A 19432-nucleotide genomic window follows, 5' to 3' on the forward strand; every position below is an offset into this window, starting at 1 on the left:
CTACAACTATGATTTAAAAGTTAAAAAAATGTTTAGTAAATCACATACAAAGTGATTTTTGAAGTACAAAGATGCCAATTATACGAGAGATTTCAAAGTATTAATGCTTGTTTAAGAAAATTTAAACTGCTTTTTTTAGCTTATTTTTCAGATACTCACGAATTGGAATATCAATAAACTTCATAATTAAATAAGCCAAAATAACTAACAATACAACTGAAATTGGGATAATAATTGCCAACTGCGAAAATGAAGGTTTAATTACCGTTACATAAGTTAAAAATATCCAAACAAATGGATAATGTGTCATATACAATGGATATGATATTTCTCCAGATAATTTTACAATATTTTTTTGACCTGATTTTAAATTAGATCCTGCGCCTAAAGAAACTAATAATGGAAAATAAAATATAATGATAATAGGTTCTAAAATCCAGTTATACTGATCCATATACGGACTCAAAAACGCGACTAATAAAAGGATACTCATCCCAAAAAAGCCCAGTTTATTTTTTATTATCCAGTTTGAACGGTAGATTAACATACCAATTGTAAAAGAAAATAGCACCCTGGCACCACCATCCCAAAAACTTGGACCACCCCAACCCCCACTCACATTTTTTGAGTGAAAAGCTACATAGCATAAAATTAATGCAGCTAAAAAGGTTAAAAATCGTAATAGATTTTTTGAGATTTTAAAAAGGAATATTACATAGAAAATATTTATAATGTATTCCCAAAAAAGAGACCAAGCTGGGGCGTTTAAATTAAATAAGTTATTATAACGTTCATCAACAATTGGATACGGAATCATAAAAACGGATGATAAGAAAAGTAGAACAGTTTTTCCAAATCCATAAACAGCATATAAATCGCTAAAAGGATCTAAAAGAAACGTTAATAAGCCCAAAATAGAACCAATTATTACTAAAGGATGTAAACGAATAAGCCTTAATTTGATAAACTGCCAAGTACTCATTTGCGCTACTCTGTTATCATAAGCATAAGCAATTACAAAACCAGACAAACAGAAAAAGAAATCAACTGCTAAATAACCATGACCAATAAAATTTTTGTTGTAATCTGTAATTGCAATTTCCATAAAGTGAAATATAACTACGCATACAGCGGCTACTCCTCTTAGTCCGTCTAAAATTTCGAAATGCTTTTTTGTATTTAATAAATTGATGCTTTTTTGTTCAGTATTCATTTAAGTTTCATTGTTTGTGTGTTCAATAATAGCGATTTGATCGGTATGCACAAAGAAAAACTTATCATATCATTTAGTTTATTATTAAAAAGACTGATGCAGATTTATTAAGCATATCATTAAAAGTAGGTAACAAAAAAAGCCCCCGATAACTACCGAGGGCTTAAAAATATCTTTAAAGAGGATTAATTAATAATGACACTTCTAACATTACCACCTGGTCCACCACCTTGTCTGTTACCACCGCTAAATCTTTTCATCATCGCTTCCATTTTAGCTTTATATTCATCAGCTGTAATTGCTACTGCTTTTTTCGGAGCAGTTACATCTTTAGTACTTACATTTCTATATTCGATGCTTTTTGCAACTGTACTATTTCCTTTATTCTCTATAGCTAAAACAGTTCCTTCAGTCCATAAATTTGGATTTGGAGAAAAATTAAAACCAAGATCATTTGTATACCAAACAGCAGTTTCATCAACAACATCTTTATCCATTCCTAAAACTTTTGCTTTACGAATAGATTTTACAATCACTTTATTGCAATTTAATCCGATGATTTTTTTTGTTTCATCTGTTTTAACCACTTCTAACGTTGGAGGTCCAGGTAAAAAAACTACCGCACTTGTTGCTTCAGGAGCTGGAGTTGTAGCTCCACCTTGTTGTTGACCTTGTCTTCCCATTGCTGGAGGAGTTGGTAATGCTACAGTTAATTTACTAGCCATTGCATAAGTAGTGTCGTTTAAATCGAAAACTTCAACTAATTTCTGGTCTGCAAAAGTATAAAAGTATTCCCTTGCACCACCGCCACCACCAAAACGCATCATCATACGGGCCATGCCACCACCACCTCCACCACCATTACTATCTTCTGTTTCTTCTACTGGCATGTAACTAGCATTAGTAGGAGTATACAATAATTCGAAGCTCAATTTAGATGATTTAGGCATTCTAGCTATCATTTCATCAGATAGTTTAATACCATTTGCTGCAGCCATAGCAGCTGGGTCTATTGTCGTTTCAAACTGGATTGCTCCGGATTTTTTTTGTGCCTGTGCCGTTAAGGTTAATGTTAATAAACCAACAAAGGCAATAAGAATTTTTTTCATGGATATATTATCTATTGTTTTGATACTACAAATTTATTGTAGTTTTTAGACTTCAAGTGTTAAAAAAGGTTAATTTATAGAAACCTAACCTATCTTTTACATAAGTTTAGTATTCTGTACTTTCTAACCAACCATTTGCCAATACATCTGCAATGTGCATCGTTTTTAAAGGAATATTATTTTTTTTGATATAACCTTCTAAGTGCATTAAGCATGATAAATCTGTAGAAATAATATACTCAGCTCCCATTTCTAATGCATTATTTACTTTTTGTTCGGCCATTGCCGAAGAAATAGCATCAAATTTTACAGCAAAAGTCCCTCCAAAACCACAACACATATCCGTGTCTTTCATTTCTACCATTTCTAGTCCATGTACTTTAGAAAGCAATTGACGAGGTTCTTCTTTTATTTTACATTCGCGAAGGCCACTGCAAGAATCATGATAAACTGCTTTTCCATCAAGCTCTGCTCCGAAATAATCCTTCTTTAAAACATTAATTAAAAAATCAGATAGTTCGAAAATATTAGCTTGCATGCTCCTACATTTATTATGAACTATTGTGTTGGTAAACAGATCATTAAATCCATTTTTAACCATACCAACACATGAAGCCGATGGCGCTACAATGTATTCGTTTTCAGAAAAATCAGTTAGAAATTTGCCGCCAATTTCCTTTGCTTGCTCCCAATAACCCGCATTATAGGCTGGCTGTCCGCAACAGGTTTGTTTTGAATTATAGCTCACTTCGCAGCCTGCTTTTTCTAAAACTTTAACGGTATTAAATGCGGTTTCGGGATATAATTGATCTACAAAGCAGGGAACAAATAATTCTATCTTCATTTAGGGATGTTAAATAATAAAGCTCTTATTCTTCAATAATAGCAACTGATTTAGGTTGTACTTTTTTCAAGAACAGCAAAAATAGTAATCCTAAAACAAAAAAGAATGCTAATGCGATAACAGAATTTCGCATACTGCCACTTAATTCTTCAATATAACCAAAACTAAACATCCCAAATACTAATGCAACCTTTTCAGTTACATCGTAAAAACTGAAAAAAGAAGTATGATCTGGACTTTCTTGAGGTAAAAATTTAGAATAAGTAGAGCGTGATAAAGATTGAATGCCACCCATAATTAAACCAATTACTGCTGCTAAAGCATAAAATTGATATTCTGTGTGAATAAAATATGCAGCAATGCAGCAACCAATCCATATGAGTACTACCCCTATCAGAACATTCACATTTCCGTATTTTTTTGAGGATAAATAAGACATCAGCATTGCACCCGGAATAGCTACAATTTGTAATAATAAAATGGTTGCAATTAATTTTGATGTTGGAAGATGCAGTTCTTTTTCTCCAAAAATAGTGGCTACTAACATCACGGTTTGTACTCCCATAGAGTAAAAAAAGAATGCGAATAAAAATCTTTTTAAATAAGTCATTTGTTTTACCTGACTCCAAACCTTTTTCAATTCGGTAAAGCCGCTTGTCATTACATTTTGTTTCTCACTTTTAAAGTTAGGGCTTCCCTTTGGCAAGTTTTTAAATGGAATTTGCGCAAAGACCATCCACCAAACACCCACCATAAAGAATGATAATCTAGCTGGAATAGAGCTATCGATAATACCAAACAAATCTGGTTTAAACACAAAAACGAAACAAATTAATTGCAAAATTATACTTCCAATATATCCGTAAGTAAAACCTTTTGCACTCACTTTATCTTGCTCTTCTACGGTAGCTATTTCAGGCAAATAAGAATTATAAAAAACTAAACTTCCCCAAAAGCCTATCGCTGCTAACACGAATAAAACCACACTAATTTCTAATGTTTCTATTTTAAAAAAGAACAAGCCACAACAGGCTAAGGAGCCAATATAAGTGAACATCTGCATGAAAATCTTTTTATTTCCTCTGGTATCTGCAATTGAAGATAATATTGGAGATAAAACTGCGATAACTAGAAACGCAAAAGCCATAGCATAACTGTACAATGCAGAATTCACAAACTTTCTTCCTAAAAAAGTCACATAATCTATGGTATTATCATTCTTATCCGAAGTAATAATGGTGTAATAAGCAGGAAATATTGTTGAAGTTATGACCAAGTTATAAGCAGAGTTTGCCCAATCGAAAAAGGCCCAAGAGCGAATAACTTTTTTATCGTTTTTCTGTTGCATATTTTTAAGCGAAATTAAAAGTAATTAAAAATTAACAAATTCATTAATTGGCTACAAATAATACTTTTTCCCATCTGTTTTTATTTTTCCAGCATCTAATAACTCTCTAATTCTTTCGATTTTATCGTTTTCCATACCTGAATTAAGTTTATTTACCAATTCATCTAAACTATAATGATCACTTTGTAATAAAGTAATAATCTCAAAATCTATTTTATCTTTTAATTGAGATAATTCTTCTACTTTCCTTTCAGCTAGACAAATATCACAAAAACCACATTTATCAGCATTCGTTTCACCAAAATAATGAAGTAGCTGTTTACTTCTACATAATGGTGTAGATGCATAAGCTAAAACAGCTTTTAGTTGATTAATCTGAATTTCCTGACGTAGCTTAATATATTTTGCATCTATATCTAGGTGCAACTGATCTGCCCTTGGTAATATAAATTGTAATTGTGGTTTATCTGTTTGTGGTAAATACGATAAGATTTCTAATTGTTGTAACCGATTTAAATAATTAATAACTTCATTAAACGATATTTTCAATCTATTGGATAAATCAGCTTCTTTAATTTTTACATAACCATCAAAAGCACCTCCATAACTACGTTGAATAGTCTTAATTAAAGGATCGTAACCAGAATTTTCTATTTGAAAACGATAGACATCTTCATGGTTTGCCGTAAACATAATTCGAGACTGTAAAAATATGTTTTCCGATAAAGCTAGATAACCATCATGCTCTAAAAACTTTAATGATGCTAATGTTTTAATTACACCAAGATTAAACTTTTTACAAAAATCGGCCAAATCAAATTCAAAACTTAAACCTTCACCAGCACCAAATGCAAGTTGAAAATAACTTCCTAAGTAGTGATATGTTTTTTTAATATCCTCAACCGTTGGAAAACTATCAGCATATTTTGCGTTTAGCATCAACTGATCGGATTTATTTGCTAATAATACTGCAAAAGCACGTTTTTCATCTCTTCCTGCCCTGCCAGCTTCTTGATAATAAGCTTCTAAACTATCTGGCAAATCTAAATGGATTACAAAACGAACATTTGGTTTATCAATTCCCATCCCAAAAGCATTGGTGGCAACCATAATTCTAATTACATCTTTTTTCCAATCTTCTTGTTTCTTAAAACGTAATTCTTTCTCAATTCCAGCATGATAAAAATCTGCTGCAATTCCATTTCGTTGTAAAAAATGCGCCACCTCAGCAGTTTCTCTCCTATTTCTAACATAAACCAATCCGCATCCTTTTACATTTTTAGCAATTTCTAATAGCTTTTTATGTTTGTCTTCCAAATCGAAAACTACATAACTTAAATTAGTACGAGCAAAGCTTTTTACAAAAACTTGGGGACTTTTCATTTCCAGCTTTTGCAAAATATCTTCCTTTACAAAAGCCGTTGCAGTAGCTGTTAAGGCTAAAATTGGCTTATCAGGATGAATTTCTCGAAGTTCTTTTAGTTTTAAATAAGGCGGTCTAAAATCATAACCCCATTGAGAAATACAGTGCGCTTCATCAACAGCAATTAAATTCACGTTCATGTAAGCAATTCGCTCACGAACTATTTCTGAGAGTAATCTTTCTGGTGATAAATAAAGAAACTTAATTTTCCCGTAAATGCAATTATCTAACAGAATATCAATCTCTCTTTTACCCATTCCCGCGTAAATCGCGATAGCTTCAATTCCTTTTGCTTTTAAATTTTCGACTTGATCTTTCATCAAGGCAACCAATGGCGAAACTACAATGCAAATTCCGTCCATTACCATGGCTGGCACTTGGAAACATAATGATTTTCCTCCGCCAGTTGGCAATAAAGCTAATGTATCATTTCCTTTTAAAACCGATTGGATAATTTCATCCTGCAAAGGTCTAAAGTTGTCAAAACCCCAATATTTCTTTAAAATCTCCGCTTCTGTCATAAAAAAGATGTTTTCAAAACTAATAAAAACGGACTGATATTATTAAATTGCGCAAATAAATATCTCAATTAACTAAGATGAAAAAAATTTCCTTATTCGCCAGCTGTTTATTCCTACTCATTTCTGCTTCTGCACAAGAGAAAAAAGAAGCCGCAAAATGGGATGTAGAAAAATACAAAGGTCAAACCAAAAGCTTTACAATTACAACCGATGAAGGCACTTGGATGAATTTAGATGTAAGTCCGGATGGAAAAGAAATTGTTTTTGATTTGTTGGGTGATATTTATAAAATGTCCATAAATGGAGGTCCTGCAAAATTATTAAGTGGTGGCATTGCATGGGATGTTCAGCCAAGATTTAGTCCAAATGGAAAATACATTTCGTACACCAGCGATAAAAGTGGTGGCGATAATATTTGGATTATGAATACAGACGGCGGTAATAAAAAACAGATTACAAAAGAAACTTTTCGTCTGTTAAATAATGCAACTTGGATGCCAAATAGTGAATATTTAGTAGCAAGAAAACATTTTACAGGCTCACGTTCATTAGGTGCTGGCGAAATGTGGATGTATAGTATTTATGGTGGCGACGGTGTACAATTAACGAAAAGAAAAAATGATCAGCAAGATGCTGGAGAGCCAAACGTATCGCCTGATGGCAAATTCTTATATTTTAGTGAAGATGTTTCTCCAGGTCCTAACTTTGAGTATAGTAAAGATCCAAATGGGTTAATTTATGCAATTAGACAATTAGATTTAACCACTGGAAAATTATCAAACTTAATTGCAGAACAAGGTGGTTCTGCTCGTCCACAAATATCGCCAGATGGCAAACTAATGGCGTATGTAAAAAGAGTACGTTTAAAATCAGCTTTATATATTCAAAATTTAAAAACTGGCGAAGAATGGCCATTATATGAGGATTTATCTCATGATCAACAAGAAACCTGGGCTATTTTTGGAGTGTATCCAAACTTTGCATGGACACCAGATTCGAAACGAATTGTATTTTATGCTAAAGGAAAAATCAAACAAATCGACTTAATTAATTTACAAGTAAGCGATATTCCTTTCGAAGTAAACAGCTCGCAAACTGTGCAACAAGCTTTACATTTTGAGAACCAAGTTTTTAATCCTGAATTCACGGTAAAAATGATTAGGCAATTAACTACATCACCTGATGGCAAATTGGTGATTTTTAATGCAGCAGGTTATTTATACAAAAAAGAATTACCTAATGGGATACCTGAAAGAGTAACTAATGGAATTGATTTTGAGTTTGAGCCAGAATTTAGCAACGATGGTAAGTTTGTAATTTATACAACTTGGAGCGATGAATTTAAAGGTGCAATAAAAAGAACCGATCTTAAAACAGGCAAAACCATTTCATTAACAGATGAAAAAGGATATTATTACTCTCCTTCTTATTCAAATAAAGGTGATAAAATTGTTTTTAGAAAAGGCGTTGGGAATGAAACATTAGGTTTAACCTACGGAAAAAATACAGGCATTTTTATTATGTCAGCAAATGGTGGCGCAAAAACACTAATTAGCGAAAGCGGAATTAAACCAATTTTTAATGCTGATGATAGTCGAATTTATTTCCAAGGATATGAAGCTGGCAAAAAAGCTTTCAAAAGCATGGATTTGAATGGAGGCAATGAAAGAACGCATTACACCTCTCAATATGCTACGCAGTTTACACCTAGTCCTGACGGTAAGTGGATGGCGTTTACAGAGCTATTCAATGCTTATATTACTCCAATGGTAACCACTGGTATTGCGTTAGATTTATCTGCCAATAACAAATCTATCCCTTTGGCAAGAGTAACCAAAGATGCTGGAACATTTTTACATTGGAGTACAGATAGCAAAAAGTTGTTTTGGACATTAGGAGAGCAATATTATAATAGAGAAATAAAAAATACATTCAATTTTATTGAAGGTGCGCCACAAGTTTTACCAGAACCAGATACCGTTGGTATTGCAATTGGTTTAAAACTTAAAACTGATGTTCCTACCGGGATTTTAGCATTAAAAGGCGCCCGAATTATTACCATGAAAGGTGATGAAGTAATTGAAGAAGGAACTATTTTATTAGAAAACAATAAAATTATCGCAGTTGGAAAAGATGTAAACATTCCGACAAATGCAAAAATTGTTGATGTAACTGGGAAAACAATAATGCCAGGAATAGTTGATGTACATGCACATTTACGCACCAGTCCAGATGGGATTAGCCCACAACAAGATTGGTCTTACTTAGCTAATTTATCTTTTGGTGTAACTACTTCTCATGATCCAAGTAGCAATACAGAAATGGTTTTTAGTCAGAGTGAAATGCTTAAAGCAGGTAGAATGATCGGCCCACGAGTATATTCAACTGGTTCTATTTTATATGGTGCTGATGGCGATTTTAAGGTGGTAATTAATAGTTTGGATGATGCTTTATCTCATTTAAGAAGATTAAAAGCTGTAGGTGCGTTTTCGGTAAAATCTTACAATCAGCCAAGAAGAGAACAGCGCCAGCAAATATTAGAAGCAGCAAGACAACTACATATGGAGGTTGTTCCTGAAGGTGGATCTACATTTTTCACCAACATGAATATGATTGCGGATGGTCATACAGGGATTGAACACAGCATTCCTATTACTCCCATTTATAAAGATGTGGTAAATTTCTGGAGCAACACTACCGTGGGTTACACCCCTACTTTAATTGTTGCTTATGGAGGTCAATGGGGAGAAAATTATTGGTACGATAGAACTAATGTTTGGGAGAATGAGCGTTTATTAAGTTTTACACCAAGGGCAATTATCGATTCACGTTCAAGAAGAAGAACAACTTCTGAATATGGAGATTATGGACATATTGAAGTTTCAAAAGCGGTTAAACAAATTGCTGATGGCGGAACAAAAATAAATTTAGGTGCTCATGGGCAAATACAAGGTTTAGGCGCACATTGGGAATTATGGATGTTTGTACAAGGGGGTGCTACACCTTTACAAGCTATTCGCTATGCAACATTAAACGGTGCTTCTTATTTAGGAATGGATAAAGAAATTGGGTCTTTGGAAGTTGGAAAATTGGGGGATTTAGTCGTAATGGATTCAAACCCGTTAGATGACATTAGGAATTCTGAAAAGATAAAATACGTAATGGTAAATGGTAGATTATACGATAGCCTAACCTTAAATGAAATTGGTAGCAGAGAAAAAGTTCGTTCTAAATTATGGTTCGAATTAGATAAAGGTATGGCGTTTACAATTCCATATAAATTATCTGACACCTGGACATTTACCGTACCAAATTGCGATTAAGCTATAACTTTTACTTTGTCATTCCGAGAAACGAGGAATCTCTTTTGTGAATTCTTAATTGAGATTCTTCGCTTCGCTCTGAATGATAATTTAGCACTTCGTCATGCTGAATTTATTCCAGGGTGACGTAGAACCTATAAAACCAACAACCCAAACTCTCTTAAAGTATGAACTGGTTTTGAATACCAAAACAATTCAAAATGTTCTATTGTATTTTCAAAATCAGCTTTTACTTCTTGAAAAGTATAAACTTTCTCATTAAAAACTGATATTTTCTCTAGAATTGAAACCAACCACTCTCCTTCTTTCTGATTGATTTGAATGCTGAAACTTTCTTTTTTACTGTGGAAATTCAGCGTCATCATTTGCCAAGAATTTCCTTTTTTAAATTTTGTAAAAGTTTCTGTTGTTGGTTTACCTCCTAACCAAACTATTTTTGCGGTTGGTTTACTAATTAGATTGTCGTCAGTAGATAAGGCCTTAGCAATAAAATTAGGTTGAATTGTTGTTCTTGGAATTTTGAAATCAAACCAATCTTGCAATTTGTAATCGAAGCAAATGCCATGCATAAAATTGAAGAGTGATTTCTTTAAGCCAAAGCTAAATTTAGAATGATCAATTCCAGTTTTATCGCTGTAGTTGATATCGTTATTTGCAAAAGTCCCAATCACTTCAGTGTCTTTTATCACGCCAAACTTTTCAGGATATAAACCAACTGGACTATGTGCTGTCATTGCAAACTGATGCCAAAAACCAGACTGTAAAACTCCAGCTTCAAATAATTGACGCACCATTTCTAAACTATCAACCGTTTCTTGTACGGTTTGAGTTGGATATCCATACATTAAATATGCATGAACCATAATGCCAGCTTCAGTAAAGTTTCTGGTCACTTTGGCGACTTGTTCAACAATAACGCCTTTATCAATTAGTTTTAATAATCGATCTGAGGCAACCTCTAAACCTCCAGAAACTGCTATACAACCAGAGGCTTTTAACAACAAACACAAATCTTGAGTGAAACTTTTTTCAAAACGAATGTTTGTCCACCATGTAACTGAAATCTTTCTACGCAAAATTTCCAAAGCAACTTCACGCATTAATGCAGGAGGTGCAGCTTCATCTACAAAATGAAATCCATTTTCGCCAGTTTTTTGTACTAACTCTTCCATTCGATCTACAATCAGCTTTGCGGCAACTGGCTCGTAGACCTTAATGTAGTCTAAGGAAATATCGCAAAATGTACATTTACCCCAATAACAACCATGGGCCATTGTGAGTTTATTCCAACGGCCATCGCTCCACATTCTGTGCATTGGGTTTACAATTTCAATTACAGAAATGTAGTTATTTAATAGTAAATCTGAATAATCAGGTGTACCAACATCAGCTTGCTTATAATCACTTCTTAATGCATCATTTTTATAAACAACCTCTCCATTTTCTATTAAGAAAGTTCTTTTATAAAGGTTAAACTCACCTCCCTTTACAAGAGCATCATATAATAGTTCTATCGGCAACTCACCATCATCTAATGTGATAAAATCAAAAAATTCGAAAACTCTTTTATCAGCTAATGAACGTAATTCAGTATTGGGAAAACCACCACCCATTGATATTTTAATCTCAGGATAATGCTTTTTCACATATTGTGCGCAGCGAAAAGCGGAATATAAATTCCCTGGAAATGGAACAGAAATCAAAAATAATTTGGGTTGAACTTCTTCTATTCTATCCTTAAGGATATCAATTAAGATTTTATCGATGTATGTAGGTTCTTGATGTAAAGCTTCATATAATTCATCAAATGAATTAGCACTTCTACCTAATCGCTCTGCATATCTACTAAAACCAAAATTTGGGTCAATACATTCTACAATAAAATCTGAGATATCTTCTAAATAAAGTGTAGCTAAATGCTTTGCTTTATCTTGTGTTCCCATAGCTCCAAAAGCCCAATCTAGCTCTTCTAATTGCGCAAAGCGAGATGCTTCTGGTAAATAATCTTCCTGACAAATTTGTAAAGCTAATGTTGGATTTTTCCCTTGCAAAAAAGCGATTACCGAGTCGATTGTTTTTAGATATTCTTCTTTTAAAGCAATGATACGTTGTACATTAAAAGATAACTCACTTTTGTTTAATTCAGCTTGGAAAAACAAATCTGAAAATCCTTTTTTAGAGAACAATTTCAAAATCACTTCAATACCTAAATCTGCTTGAGTTGATGAAATATTCTTTGTATTAAGAAAACCTTTAATATATGCCGTCGCAGGATACGGAGTATTCAGTTGTGTAAATGGAGGTGTTATTAAAAAAAGGTCGCTTTTCAAGGTTATTGATTTGTTGCAAAATTACATAAATGTTTCTTTATAAATTCTGTACAAGCAAAAAACGAACTACTTAAAAGATCGTCATTGCGAGGTACGAAGCAATCTTAAAGCGATAGAAAATAACTAACCCATAGTAGTAAGATTGCTTCGTACCTCGCAATGACGTAAGCAATAAACTACAAATTTTGTGCAATTACAAAACCGCTAGCCCAAGCCCATTGAAAGTTATAACCACCCAACCAGCCAGTCACATCCATGCATTCGCCACCAAAATATAAACCAGGTATTTTTTTGCATTCTAAAGTTTTTGATGATAGTTCATCCGTGTCAATTCCCCCCCTCATTACCTCTGCTTTATCGTAGCCCTTATCCCCCGCTGGTTTAACTTTAAACTCATGAATAGTTTGATAAATTAATTCCATTTCAGCTTTGCTTAAATCGGCAACGGTTTTAGTTAATGGAAGAAATTTATTTAAGGCATCTGTAAATTTTTTAGCATATAAACGATTCAATAAGGTTGATAAAAGAACTTTCCCATTCGTTTTACGTTCATTTTCTATTAATTCGAGAATATTTTGATGTGGTAAAAGATTAATATTGAAAACTTCTCCTCTACGCCAATACGATGAAATTTGCAAAATTGCAGGTCCGCTTAATCCCCAGTGAGTAAATAGAATATTCTCTTCAAAAGAAATTTCATCATTACTTACCTCACAAAAAACAGAATTTCCAGAAAGTTGTGCGTACCAGTCTTCATCTTTTCCTGTAATAGTTAAAGGAACTAAAGCTGGAGCAGTTTCTATAATTTTTAATCCGTTATTACGAGCAAAACGTAAAGCAAAATCTGTTGCGCCCATTTTCGGAATTGGTAATCCGCCACTTGCAACGACTACTTTAGCGGCAGAAATAGCTTTAACTTTATCGCCTATGGCATAATTTACAACAAAACCATTGTTTGTTTGCTCAATATCTTTCACCTCAATATTACACCAAACTTCTTGTTCCATTTGTTCGCAAAGCGATGTAAATACCTCAACAACATCCTTTGCATTTTTATGATCAGGAAATAATTGACCTAAGGTTTTTTCTTTGCCAACAATGCCGTATGTTTCAAAAAAGTTGATTGTATCATCAGCTGTCCATTGGTTAAATGCAGATTTTAGGAAATGCGGATTAGCAGAAATAAACTGTTCTGTAGTAGCCCATTGATTGGTAAAATTACAGCGGCCACCGCCGGAAATTAAGATTTTAGCGCCAGGTTTACTGTTCTTTTCTAGTACAATTACTTTTTTACCTAAGAAGCCAGCTTGCACAGCACACATTAATCCGCAAGCACCAGCACCAATAATTATTGCATCTATTTCCATTAATTGAGTTGAGAGTTCAAAGTTAAAAGTTTAATAGATAATAGTAGCACGATTGTTTTTTAATAGCCCCGACAGTAGCGATATCCTTTTTGTAATGCTGAGCTTGTCAAAGCACAAAAAGATTTAACGAAATGGCGGGACTGAACTTAAATTAGTGTAGTGAACTTGCGTTTCAAAATGTTATTTTTGCAGCATAAAAATTTATATTCGATAATGGCAAAACAGATAAGCGAGTTAAAACTAGGAATATTAGGTGGTGGACAACTCGGCAGAATGTTGATTCAGGAAGCGATAAATTATAATTTAACCACTTTCGTTTTAGATCCTGATCCGGATGCACCTTGTAAACATATTGCTAATAAATTTGAATGCGGTTCAATTACAGATTTTGATACCGTTTACAACTTTGGCAAAAAAGCCGACATCATTACTATCGAAATTGAAAAAGTAAATATTGAAGCGCTAGAACAACTAGAAAAAGAAGGAAAATTGGTATTTCCTCAATCTCGTGTGATTAGATTAATTCAGGATAAAGGTGTACAGAAGCAGTTTTTTAAAGAAAATGAAATTCCAACTGCTCCTTTTCAATTGGTAAGTTCAAAAGAAGATTTAACTAATGGAAATTTTTCTTTTCCATACATTTTGAAACAACGTAAAGATGGGTATGATGGTAAAGGTGTAATGAAAATTAGCAACCTCGCTGATGTTGAAAATGCTTTTGAAGCACCGTCTTTAATAGAAGAATTAGTAGATTTTGATAAGGAGATAGCTGTTATTGTAGCTAGAAATGCAAATGGCGATATGAAAACCTTTCCAATGGTGGAAATGGAATTTAACGCAGAAGCAAATTTAGTTGAGTTTCTAATTTCACCATCAACTTATCCAGATGATATTCAAAATAGAGCTGAAAAAATAGCATTAAATATAGCTTCAGCATTAAATATTACTGGAATATTAGCAGTAGAGATGTTTGTAACTAAGGATGGAAATATCTTGGTGAATGAATTAGCCCCTCGTCCACATAATAGTGGCCACCAGACTATTGAAGGAAATTACGTCTCACAATTTGAACAACATTTACGTTCAATTTTTAATTTGCCATTGGGCGATACGCGTTCCATTAGCAATGCGGTAATGATAAATTTATTAGGCGAAAAGGGTAATGATGGTTTAGCCAAATATGATGGTTTAGAGAAAATAATGGCTATTGATGGCGTTTATGTACATTTATACGGAAAAAAATATACTAAACCTTTCCGCAAAATGGGACATATTACTATTGTAGATCAAAACCGTGAAAATGCAATAGAAAAAGCAAGGTATATACAACAAACTTTAAAAGTTGTTTCGTAATAGAACAAGATAAAATAATAAAATATGAGCGCAAAAGTAGGTATTATCATGGGCAGCAAATCTGATTTAAATGTTATGCAAGATTCTGCTGATATCTGTAAAGAATTTGGTGTGGAATTTGAAATGACTGTTGTTTCAGCTCATCGTACACCAGAACGCATGTTTACCTATGCACAAGATGCCGCTGAAAAAGGTTTAAAAGTAATAATTGCTGGGGCAGGTGGTGCAGCTCACTTACCTGGAATGGTAGCATCCATCACAACTTTACCTGTAATTGGTGTTCCTGTAAAATCTTCAAATTCTATTGATGGTTGGGATTCTATTTTATCTATTTTGCAAATGCCTAATGGTATTCCTGTTGCTACTGTTGCTTTAAATGCTGCTAAAAATGCAGGTTTATTAGCTGTTCAAATTTTGGCAACTGCCGATGAAAACCTTGCTCAAAAAATGCAAGCGTATAAAGATGATTTGAAGAAAAAAGTAGAGGAAAGTGTAGCTGAGATGGAAAAAAAGTCCTAAAGTCACGAAAAGTTTAACTAGTTCAAACTTGGATCACTTGGAAAATTGCTTATATGAGCATATTTTGGACCTAAATTGACAATTACTTTTCTCCATAGTTCTTCTTCGTTATGTGAAAAGAGAATATCTTGATGGTATTTACCAGATACAATCCAGGTATTTGCTTGAATTTCTTCTTCTAATTGTTCTGCCGACCAACCTGAATATCCTAGAAAAAATTTCACTTCATTTTCAGAAATGTCATTATTATCAACCAATATTTTAAGTGTCTCAAAGTTACCACCCCAATAAATTCCATTAGCAATTTCTTCACCACTATTTAATTTATCATAACAACGGTGAATAAAATGAACAGTATCAACTTCAACTGGTCCACCAATAAAAATTGGAAAATCTGCTTGCCCTAAATCAGGAACTAAATCTTTTAATAATAAACTGCTCGGCTGATTTAAAATAAAACCAATCGTCCCTTCTTCTCCATATTCTGCCATTAATATAACTGATCGTTTAAAATTCGGATCATTTAAAAAAGGTTCAGAAATTAATAGTTTGCCAGCTGAAGGGGTAATTTTACTTAACATTTGCGAAATTTAAGAAACCAACATCATTTTCCCAATGAAAAAATAAAATTAGAGAATATGATTGTTATCATTTAATGACAAAAATAACTAGCTGATTAAAAATTCAGAGAACTAAAGCATATTTTTGTACCATGGAGGTTACTAAAGAAACATTAGAAAATTTAAGAAAAGATTATCGTTCTGAACAATTAAACGACGGCGATTTTAATAAAAACCCTATTAAACAATTTGAGAAATGGTTTTCTGAAGCTATGACTGCCGAAATATTTGAACCCAATGCAATGACTTTGGCGACTGCTGATAAATCTGGTAAACCAAATGCCCGAATCGTTCTATTAAAGGGGTTTGATGAAAACGGGTTTAGTTTTTACACGAACTATTTAAGTGCAAAAGGCAAGGAATTAAAGAAAAATCCACAGGCGTGTTTAGTATTTTTTTGGGGCGAATTAGAACGTCAGGTTAGAATTGAAGGAAAAGTAGAAAAACTAAGTAAAGAAGCTTCAGAAAGATACTTTCATTCTCGTCCAAAGGGAAGTCAAATTGGTGCTATTGTTTCTCCGCAAAGTCAAGTGATCACAGATAGACAAATATTAGAAGCAAAGGTTGAAGAATTAACAGCAACTTATCAAGATAAAATAATCCCTAAACCAGCGCATTGGGGTGGATATATTGTTAAACCAACATCCATAGAATTTTGGCAAGGAAGAACAAGTCGTTTACACGATCGTATTAAATATGATCTTATAAATGGAAAATGGCAAACAAATAGATTAGCTCCTTAGGGCATTGAATTATAATACTTTAATATTTTTTTCAGGTCCTCCTCTTTTCTAGGATTTAACTTATTCAGTTCAGAAAATTCAATTAAAGAAGAGGATTTCTGAGGGTCAATTGCATTTGCAATAATTTTAATACTTTCTTTTGAAGTAGCAATTATTTTATTGTCTTTAACAATATATAGGTTTAAGTTATTTATTATCTTTTTAATAGTGGTTGCCGAATTATATTCCTTGGTTTCTACAATTGTTTTAATTACTTTCTTTAAAAGCATTATTTTTCCTTGCAAAAGAATTTCGAAATATGTGTCACTAGAAAAATCTTTATATGGAGCAAATCCATTTCTGAATAAGTAATTAATTGCACCATCATTTAGATTAAATTCTTTAATTGGATCAATAAAATAAAGTTCTTCATTTTCATTACTCAAAAAAATTAATGCATCCTTCACCTGATCATATTTCAACTCAACATTTTTAATAATTTTGCCATTATCAAATATCACATCCCCTTTAACCCAAGTTTTTAAGAAAAATGGGGAACCATCAAGTTCAAAGTATTCTATTTGCTTTAAAGGCCTACCTTTTGCGTCTGAAATAACTTGTGCTGATAAAACTGTGGCATTAAAAATAAAAGTAAGTAAGATAGCTATATAAAGATTTCTATTTTTCATAATATTTTTCTAAATCACTAAATATTAACATTATCATTCCAACTGCATTGATCTAATAAAAGTAGCGGCTATAAAAAACCCTTAGTTTTTACACTAAGGGTTTAATAAATGTAAACTATGTATAACTATTACTGGGTAATAGACAAAGTATATGTTTTATAATTTGCACTAGCTGGAATCGTGCTATTACCTTGTAAATTCAATACAAGTGTTTTAGTGCCAGTAGGAATACCAGCTGGGATTACAGTAACCACAATATTTGCAGAACTACTATTTGCAGGAATAGTAACTTTTCCCATTGTACCTGTAATGTTATAATCGGTACCACTAACAGCAGTACTAGTTGCAGCAATTGAATAGTTAAGTTCTATTGGAGAGTTAGATTGGTGGCCAACTAACTGAACTGTCACATTAGCAACACCAGGTACTGCAGTTGTTCCTTTTTTCACAGTTCCTGTTGTACCTAAGAATTCTACAACATCTGGTCCTTTATAAATATTATCTCTGTCTTTCATGCACGACATGCTAGAAATACTTAATATAAATATAGATAGTATTAAAAATTTCGATTTCATATTCATAATTTTAATATAGATAATTTTGAATGATTTTTGGGTTGTTTTGAACTTCAGTTAATGGAATTCTAGATAACACCTTAAAGTCTGTAAATAAAAGAGTTGAGTTTGGAGTTGCATTTGCTGGTAAAGTAGAGTTAGATTTTCCAATGTCAGAACCTAATCTCAATAAGTCAAACCATCTATGGCCTTCGTATGCAAGCTCAACTCTTCTCTCTTTCAAAATTGCATTTAATGTAACAGGAGTTACTGCAAGATTAGCTCTTAACCTAATTTTATCTAAATCAGCTTGAGGAGTAGCACCAATTGCCGAACCATTTCTAAAGTTAGCTTCAGCTCTAGTTAAATACATTTCGCTCATTCTAATAATTTTGATGTTATCAATTTGAGGGGCTTTAGCTGCTGGGTATTTCTGGTTCCAGAAAATTGCTTCAGATCCTTTAGTAATTGCAAACAATAAATCCTTTCTTACATCACCTGCTTCATATGCAGCAACTAAATTCGCTTGAGGGGTTGCATCTCCATAACCAGCACCTGCTGTAGAAATTGGATTACTTCTAGTATATATAGAGCTCAGACCATCTGAACCTAAACTTTCAGTAATTTCATAATTTAATTCGAAAATTGATTCAGCAGAAGAAGGTGTATTAAAAATAGATGCATAAGCTGCAGATTTTAATGCAGGTGTAGTTGCTGTCGATGGATCAACAAAGGTACCAACACCACCATTAATTGCTGTGTTAGCAAAAGTAGCAGCATCAGCCCAATCACCATTATATAAAGCAACTCTAGCTCTTAATGCATTAGCAGCAGACAAACTGATTCTTTTTGGCGCAAATAAATTATCCAATAAAGTTATCGCTTTATCCAAATCTGATTTAATTTGAGTAAAAGTTTCATCTATGCTAGCTCTTGATGGATAGGTAATATCACCAGGGAAATTTTCTACATAATTTAAAACGATTGGTACACCTAAATCACTATTTGGTCTACCGGTAACTCTATTTTTAGGATTATAACTATAAGTTCTAACTAGATCAAAATAAGCTAGTGCTCTTATAAAGTACGCTTCACCTGCTAGTTGTTTTCTTCTTAATGGAGTTAGGCCATTTGCAATATCAGCATATTTAATAACACCATTCGCTCTATTAATCAAACTGTAGCCAGTTTGCCATAAATTAATTGTTGCAGCAACTGCATTATTGGATTCTTGAACAAAACGATTTGAATTTGTACTGGCAATTCTCATGTTGTCAGAAAGAACCTCTGGGACAACAATGAAATCTCTACCATAATAACCCGAACCTTGTAAAGTTTGATACAAACTGTTTGTTAATCCTTCTACCCCAGCAGCTTCTTTCATTGCAACTTCAGCAGAAATTGAATTCTTAGGTTCCGTTTCTAATAACTTTTTACATGATGAAGTTACCATTAAAGCTACCGCCATCATTAACAATATATATTTATTTTTCATTT

15 protein-coding genes are annotated in these 19432 nt (G+C 33.1%); 4 read left to right on the top strand and 11 right to left on the bottom strand.

Going from position 1 to position 19432, the window contains the following annotated elements; translation table 11 throughout:
* Positions 1-121 precede the first annotated feature (121 nt).
* The 5 genes from HQN85_RS04115 to HQN85_RS04135 form a co-directional block, all read right to left on the bottom strand.
* A complete protein-coding gene (locus HQN85_RS04115; RefSeq protein ID WP_173269086.1) occupies positions 122-1213 on the bottom strand; it encodes an acyltransferase family protein in 1092 nt (363 codons plus the stop codon).
* 185 nt (positions 1214-1398) lie between these two features.
* Positions 1399-2322, bottom strand: a complete 924-nt coding sequence (locus tag HQN85_RS04120; protein ID WP_173269088.1) for a hypothetical protein — start codon at positions 2320-2322, stop codon at positions 1399-1401.
* Positions 2323-2428: 106 nt separating this feature from the next.
* Complete coding sequence (locus HQN85_RS04125; protein WP_173269089.1) at positions 2429-3166, bottom strand: (Fe-S)-binding protein; 738 nt, start codon at positions 3164-3166, stop codon at positions 2429-2431.
* Between the two features lie 25 nt (positions 3167-3191).
* Positions 3192-4514, bottom strand: coding sequence for an MFS transporter (locus HQN85_RS04130; RefSeq protein ID WP_173269091.1), 1323 nt, complete (start codon positions 4512-4514; stop codon positions 3192-3194).
* Positions 4515-4565: 51 nt separating this feature from the next.
* A complete protein-coding gene (locus HQN85_RS04135; protein WP_173269092.1) occupies positions 4566-6458 on the bottom strand; it encodes a RecQ family ATP-dependent DNA helicase in 1893 nt (630 codons plus the stop codon).
* 77 nt (positions 6459-6535) lie between these two features.
* On the opposite strand from HQN85_RS04135, the gene HQN85_RS04140 reads away from it, so the two are divergent.
* The gene (locus HQN85_RS04140) at positions 6536-9781 is read left to right on the top strand and encodes an amidohydrolase family protein (RefSeq protein ID WP_173269094.1); all 3246 of its coding nucleotides are present in this window, start codon (positions 6536-6538) and stop codon (positions 9779-9781) included.
* A 134-nt stretch (positions 9782-9915) separates the two neighbouring features.
* Here the strand turns inward: HQN85_RS04140 and HQN85_RS04145 are convergent, their stop codons facing one another.
* Together HQN85_RS04145 and HQN85_RS04150 are read right to left on the bottom strand one after the other, a co-directional pair.
* The gene (locus tag HQN85_RS04145; protein ID WP_173269096.1) at positions 9916-12111 is read right to left on the bottom strand and encodes a B12-binding domain-containing radical SAM protein; all 2196 of its coding nucleotides are present in this window, start codon (positions 12109-12111) and stop codon (positions 9916-9918) included.
* Between the two features lie 176 nt (positions 12112-12287).
* Complete coding sequence (locus HQN85_RS04150) at positions 12288-13478, bottom strand: BaiN/RdsA family NAD(P)/FAD-dependent oxidoreductase (protein WP_173269098.1); 1191 nt, start codon at positions 13476-13478, stop codon at positions 12288-12290.
* Positions 13479-13691: 213 nt separating this feature from the next.
* On the opposite strand from HQN85_RS04150, the gene HQN85_RS04155 reads away from it, so the two are divergent.
* Positions 13692-14831, top strand: a complete 1140-nt coding sequence (locus HQN85_RS04155) for a 5-(carboxyamino)imidazole ribonucleotide synthase (protein ID WP_173269100.1) — start codon at positions 13692-13694, stop codon at positions 14829-14831.
* 24 nt (positions 14832-14855) lie between these two features.
* Positions 14856-15350 carry a 5-(carboxyamino)imidazole ribonucleotide mutase gene (gene purE, locus HQN85_RS04160; protein WP_173269101.1) on the top strand — a complete coding sequence of 165 codons (495 nt, stop codon included), beginning with the start codon at positions 14856-14858 and terminating at the stop codon, positions 15348-15350.
* A gap of 17 nt (positions 15351-15367) precedes the next feature.
* On the opposite strand, the gene HQN85_RS04165 is transcribed toward purE, so the two are convergent.
* The gene (locus HQN85_RS04165) at positions 15368-15931 is read right to left on the bottom strand and encodes a YqgE/AlgH family protein (RefSeq protein ID WP_173269103.1); all 564 of its coding nucleotides are present in this window, start codon (positions 15929-15931) and stop codon (positions 15368-15370) included.
* Between the two features lie 131 nt (positions 15932-16062).
* Here HQN85_RS04165 and pdxH point away from each other — a divergent pair, with 131 nt between their 5' ends.
* Positions 16063-16713 carry a pyridoxamine 5'-phosphate oxidase gene (pdxH, locus tag HQN85_RS04170; protein ID WP_173269104.1) on the top strand — a complete coding sequence of 217 codons (651 nt, stop codon included), beginning with the start codon at positions 16063-16065 and terminating at the stop codon, positions 16711-16713.
* Here pdxH and HQN85_RS04175 read toward each other — a convergent pair.
* From HQN85_RS04175 to HQN85_RS04185, 3 genes are all read right to left on the bottom strand, one after another.
* Positions 16710-17381, bottom strand: a complete 672-nt coding sequence (locus tag HQN85_RS04175) for a hypothetical protein (protein WP_173269105.1) — start codon at positions 17379-17381, stop codon at positions 16710-16712. The genes pdxH and HQN85_RS04175 overlap by 4 nt on opposite strands.
* Positions 17382-17509: 128 nt before the next feature.
* Positions 17510-17896, bottom strand: coding sequence for a hypothetical protein (locus tag HQN85_RS04180; protein ID WP_173269106.1), 387 nt, complete (start codon positions 17894-17896; stop codon positions 17510-17512).
* A 70-nt stretch (positions 17897-17966) separates the two neighbouring features.
* Positions 17967-19430, bottom strand: a complete 1464-nt coding sequence (locus HQN85_RS04185; protein WP_173269107.1) for a RagB/SusD family nutrient uptake outer membrane protein — start codon at positions 19428-19430, stop codon at positions 17967-17969.
* Positions 19431-19432 lie beyond the last annotated feature (2 nt).

The organism is Pedobacter boryungensis, assembly GCF_013204825.1.
Taxonomy (GTDB): domain Bacteria; phylum Bacteroidota; class Bacteroidia; order Sphingobacteriales; family Sphingobacteriaceae; genus Pedobacter; species Pedobacter boryungensis.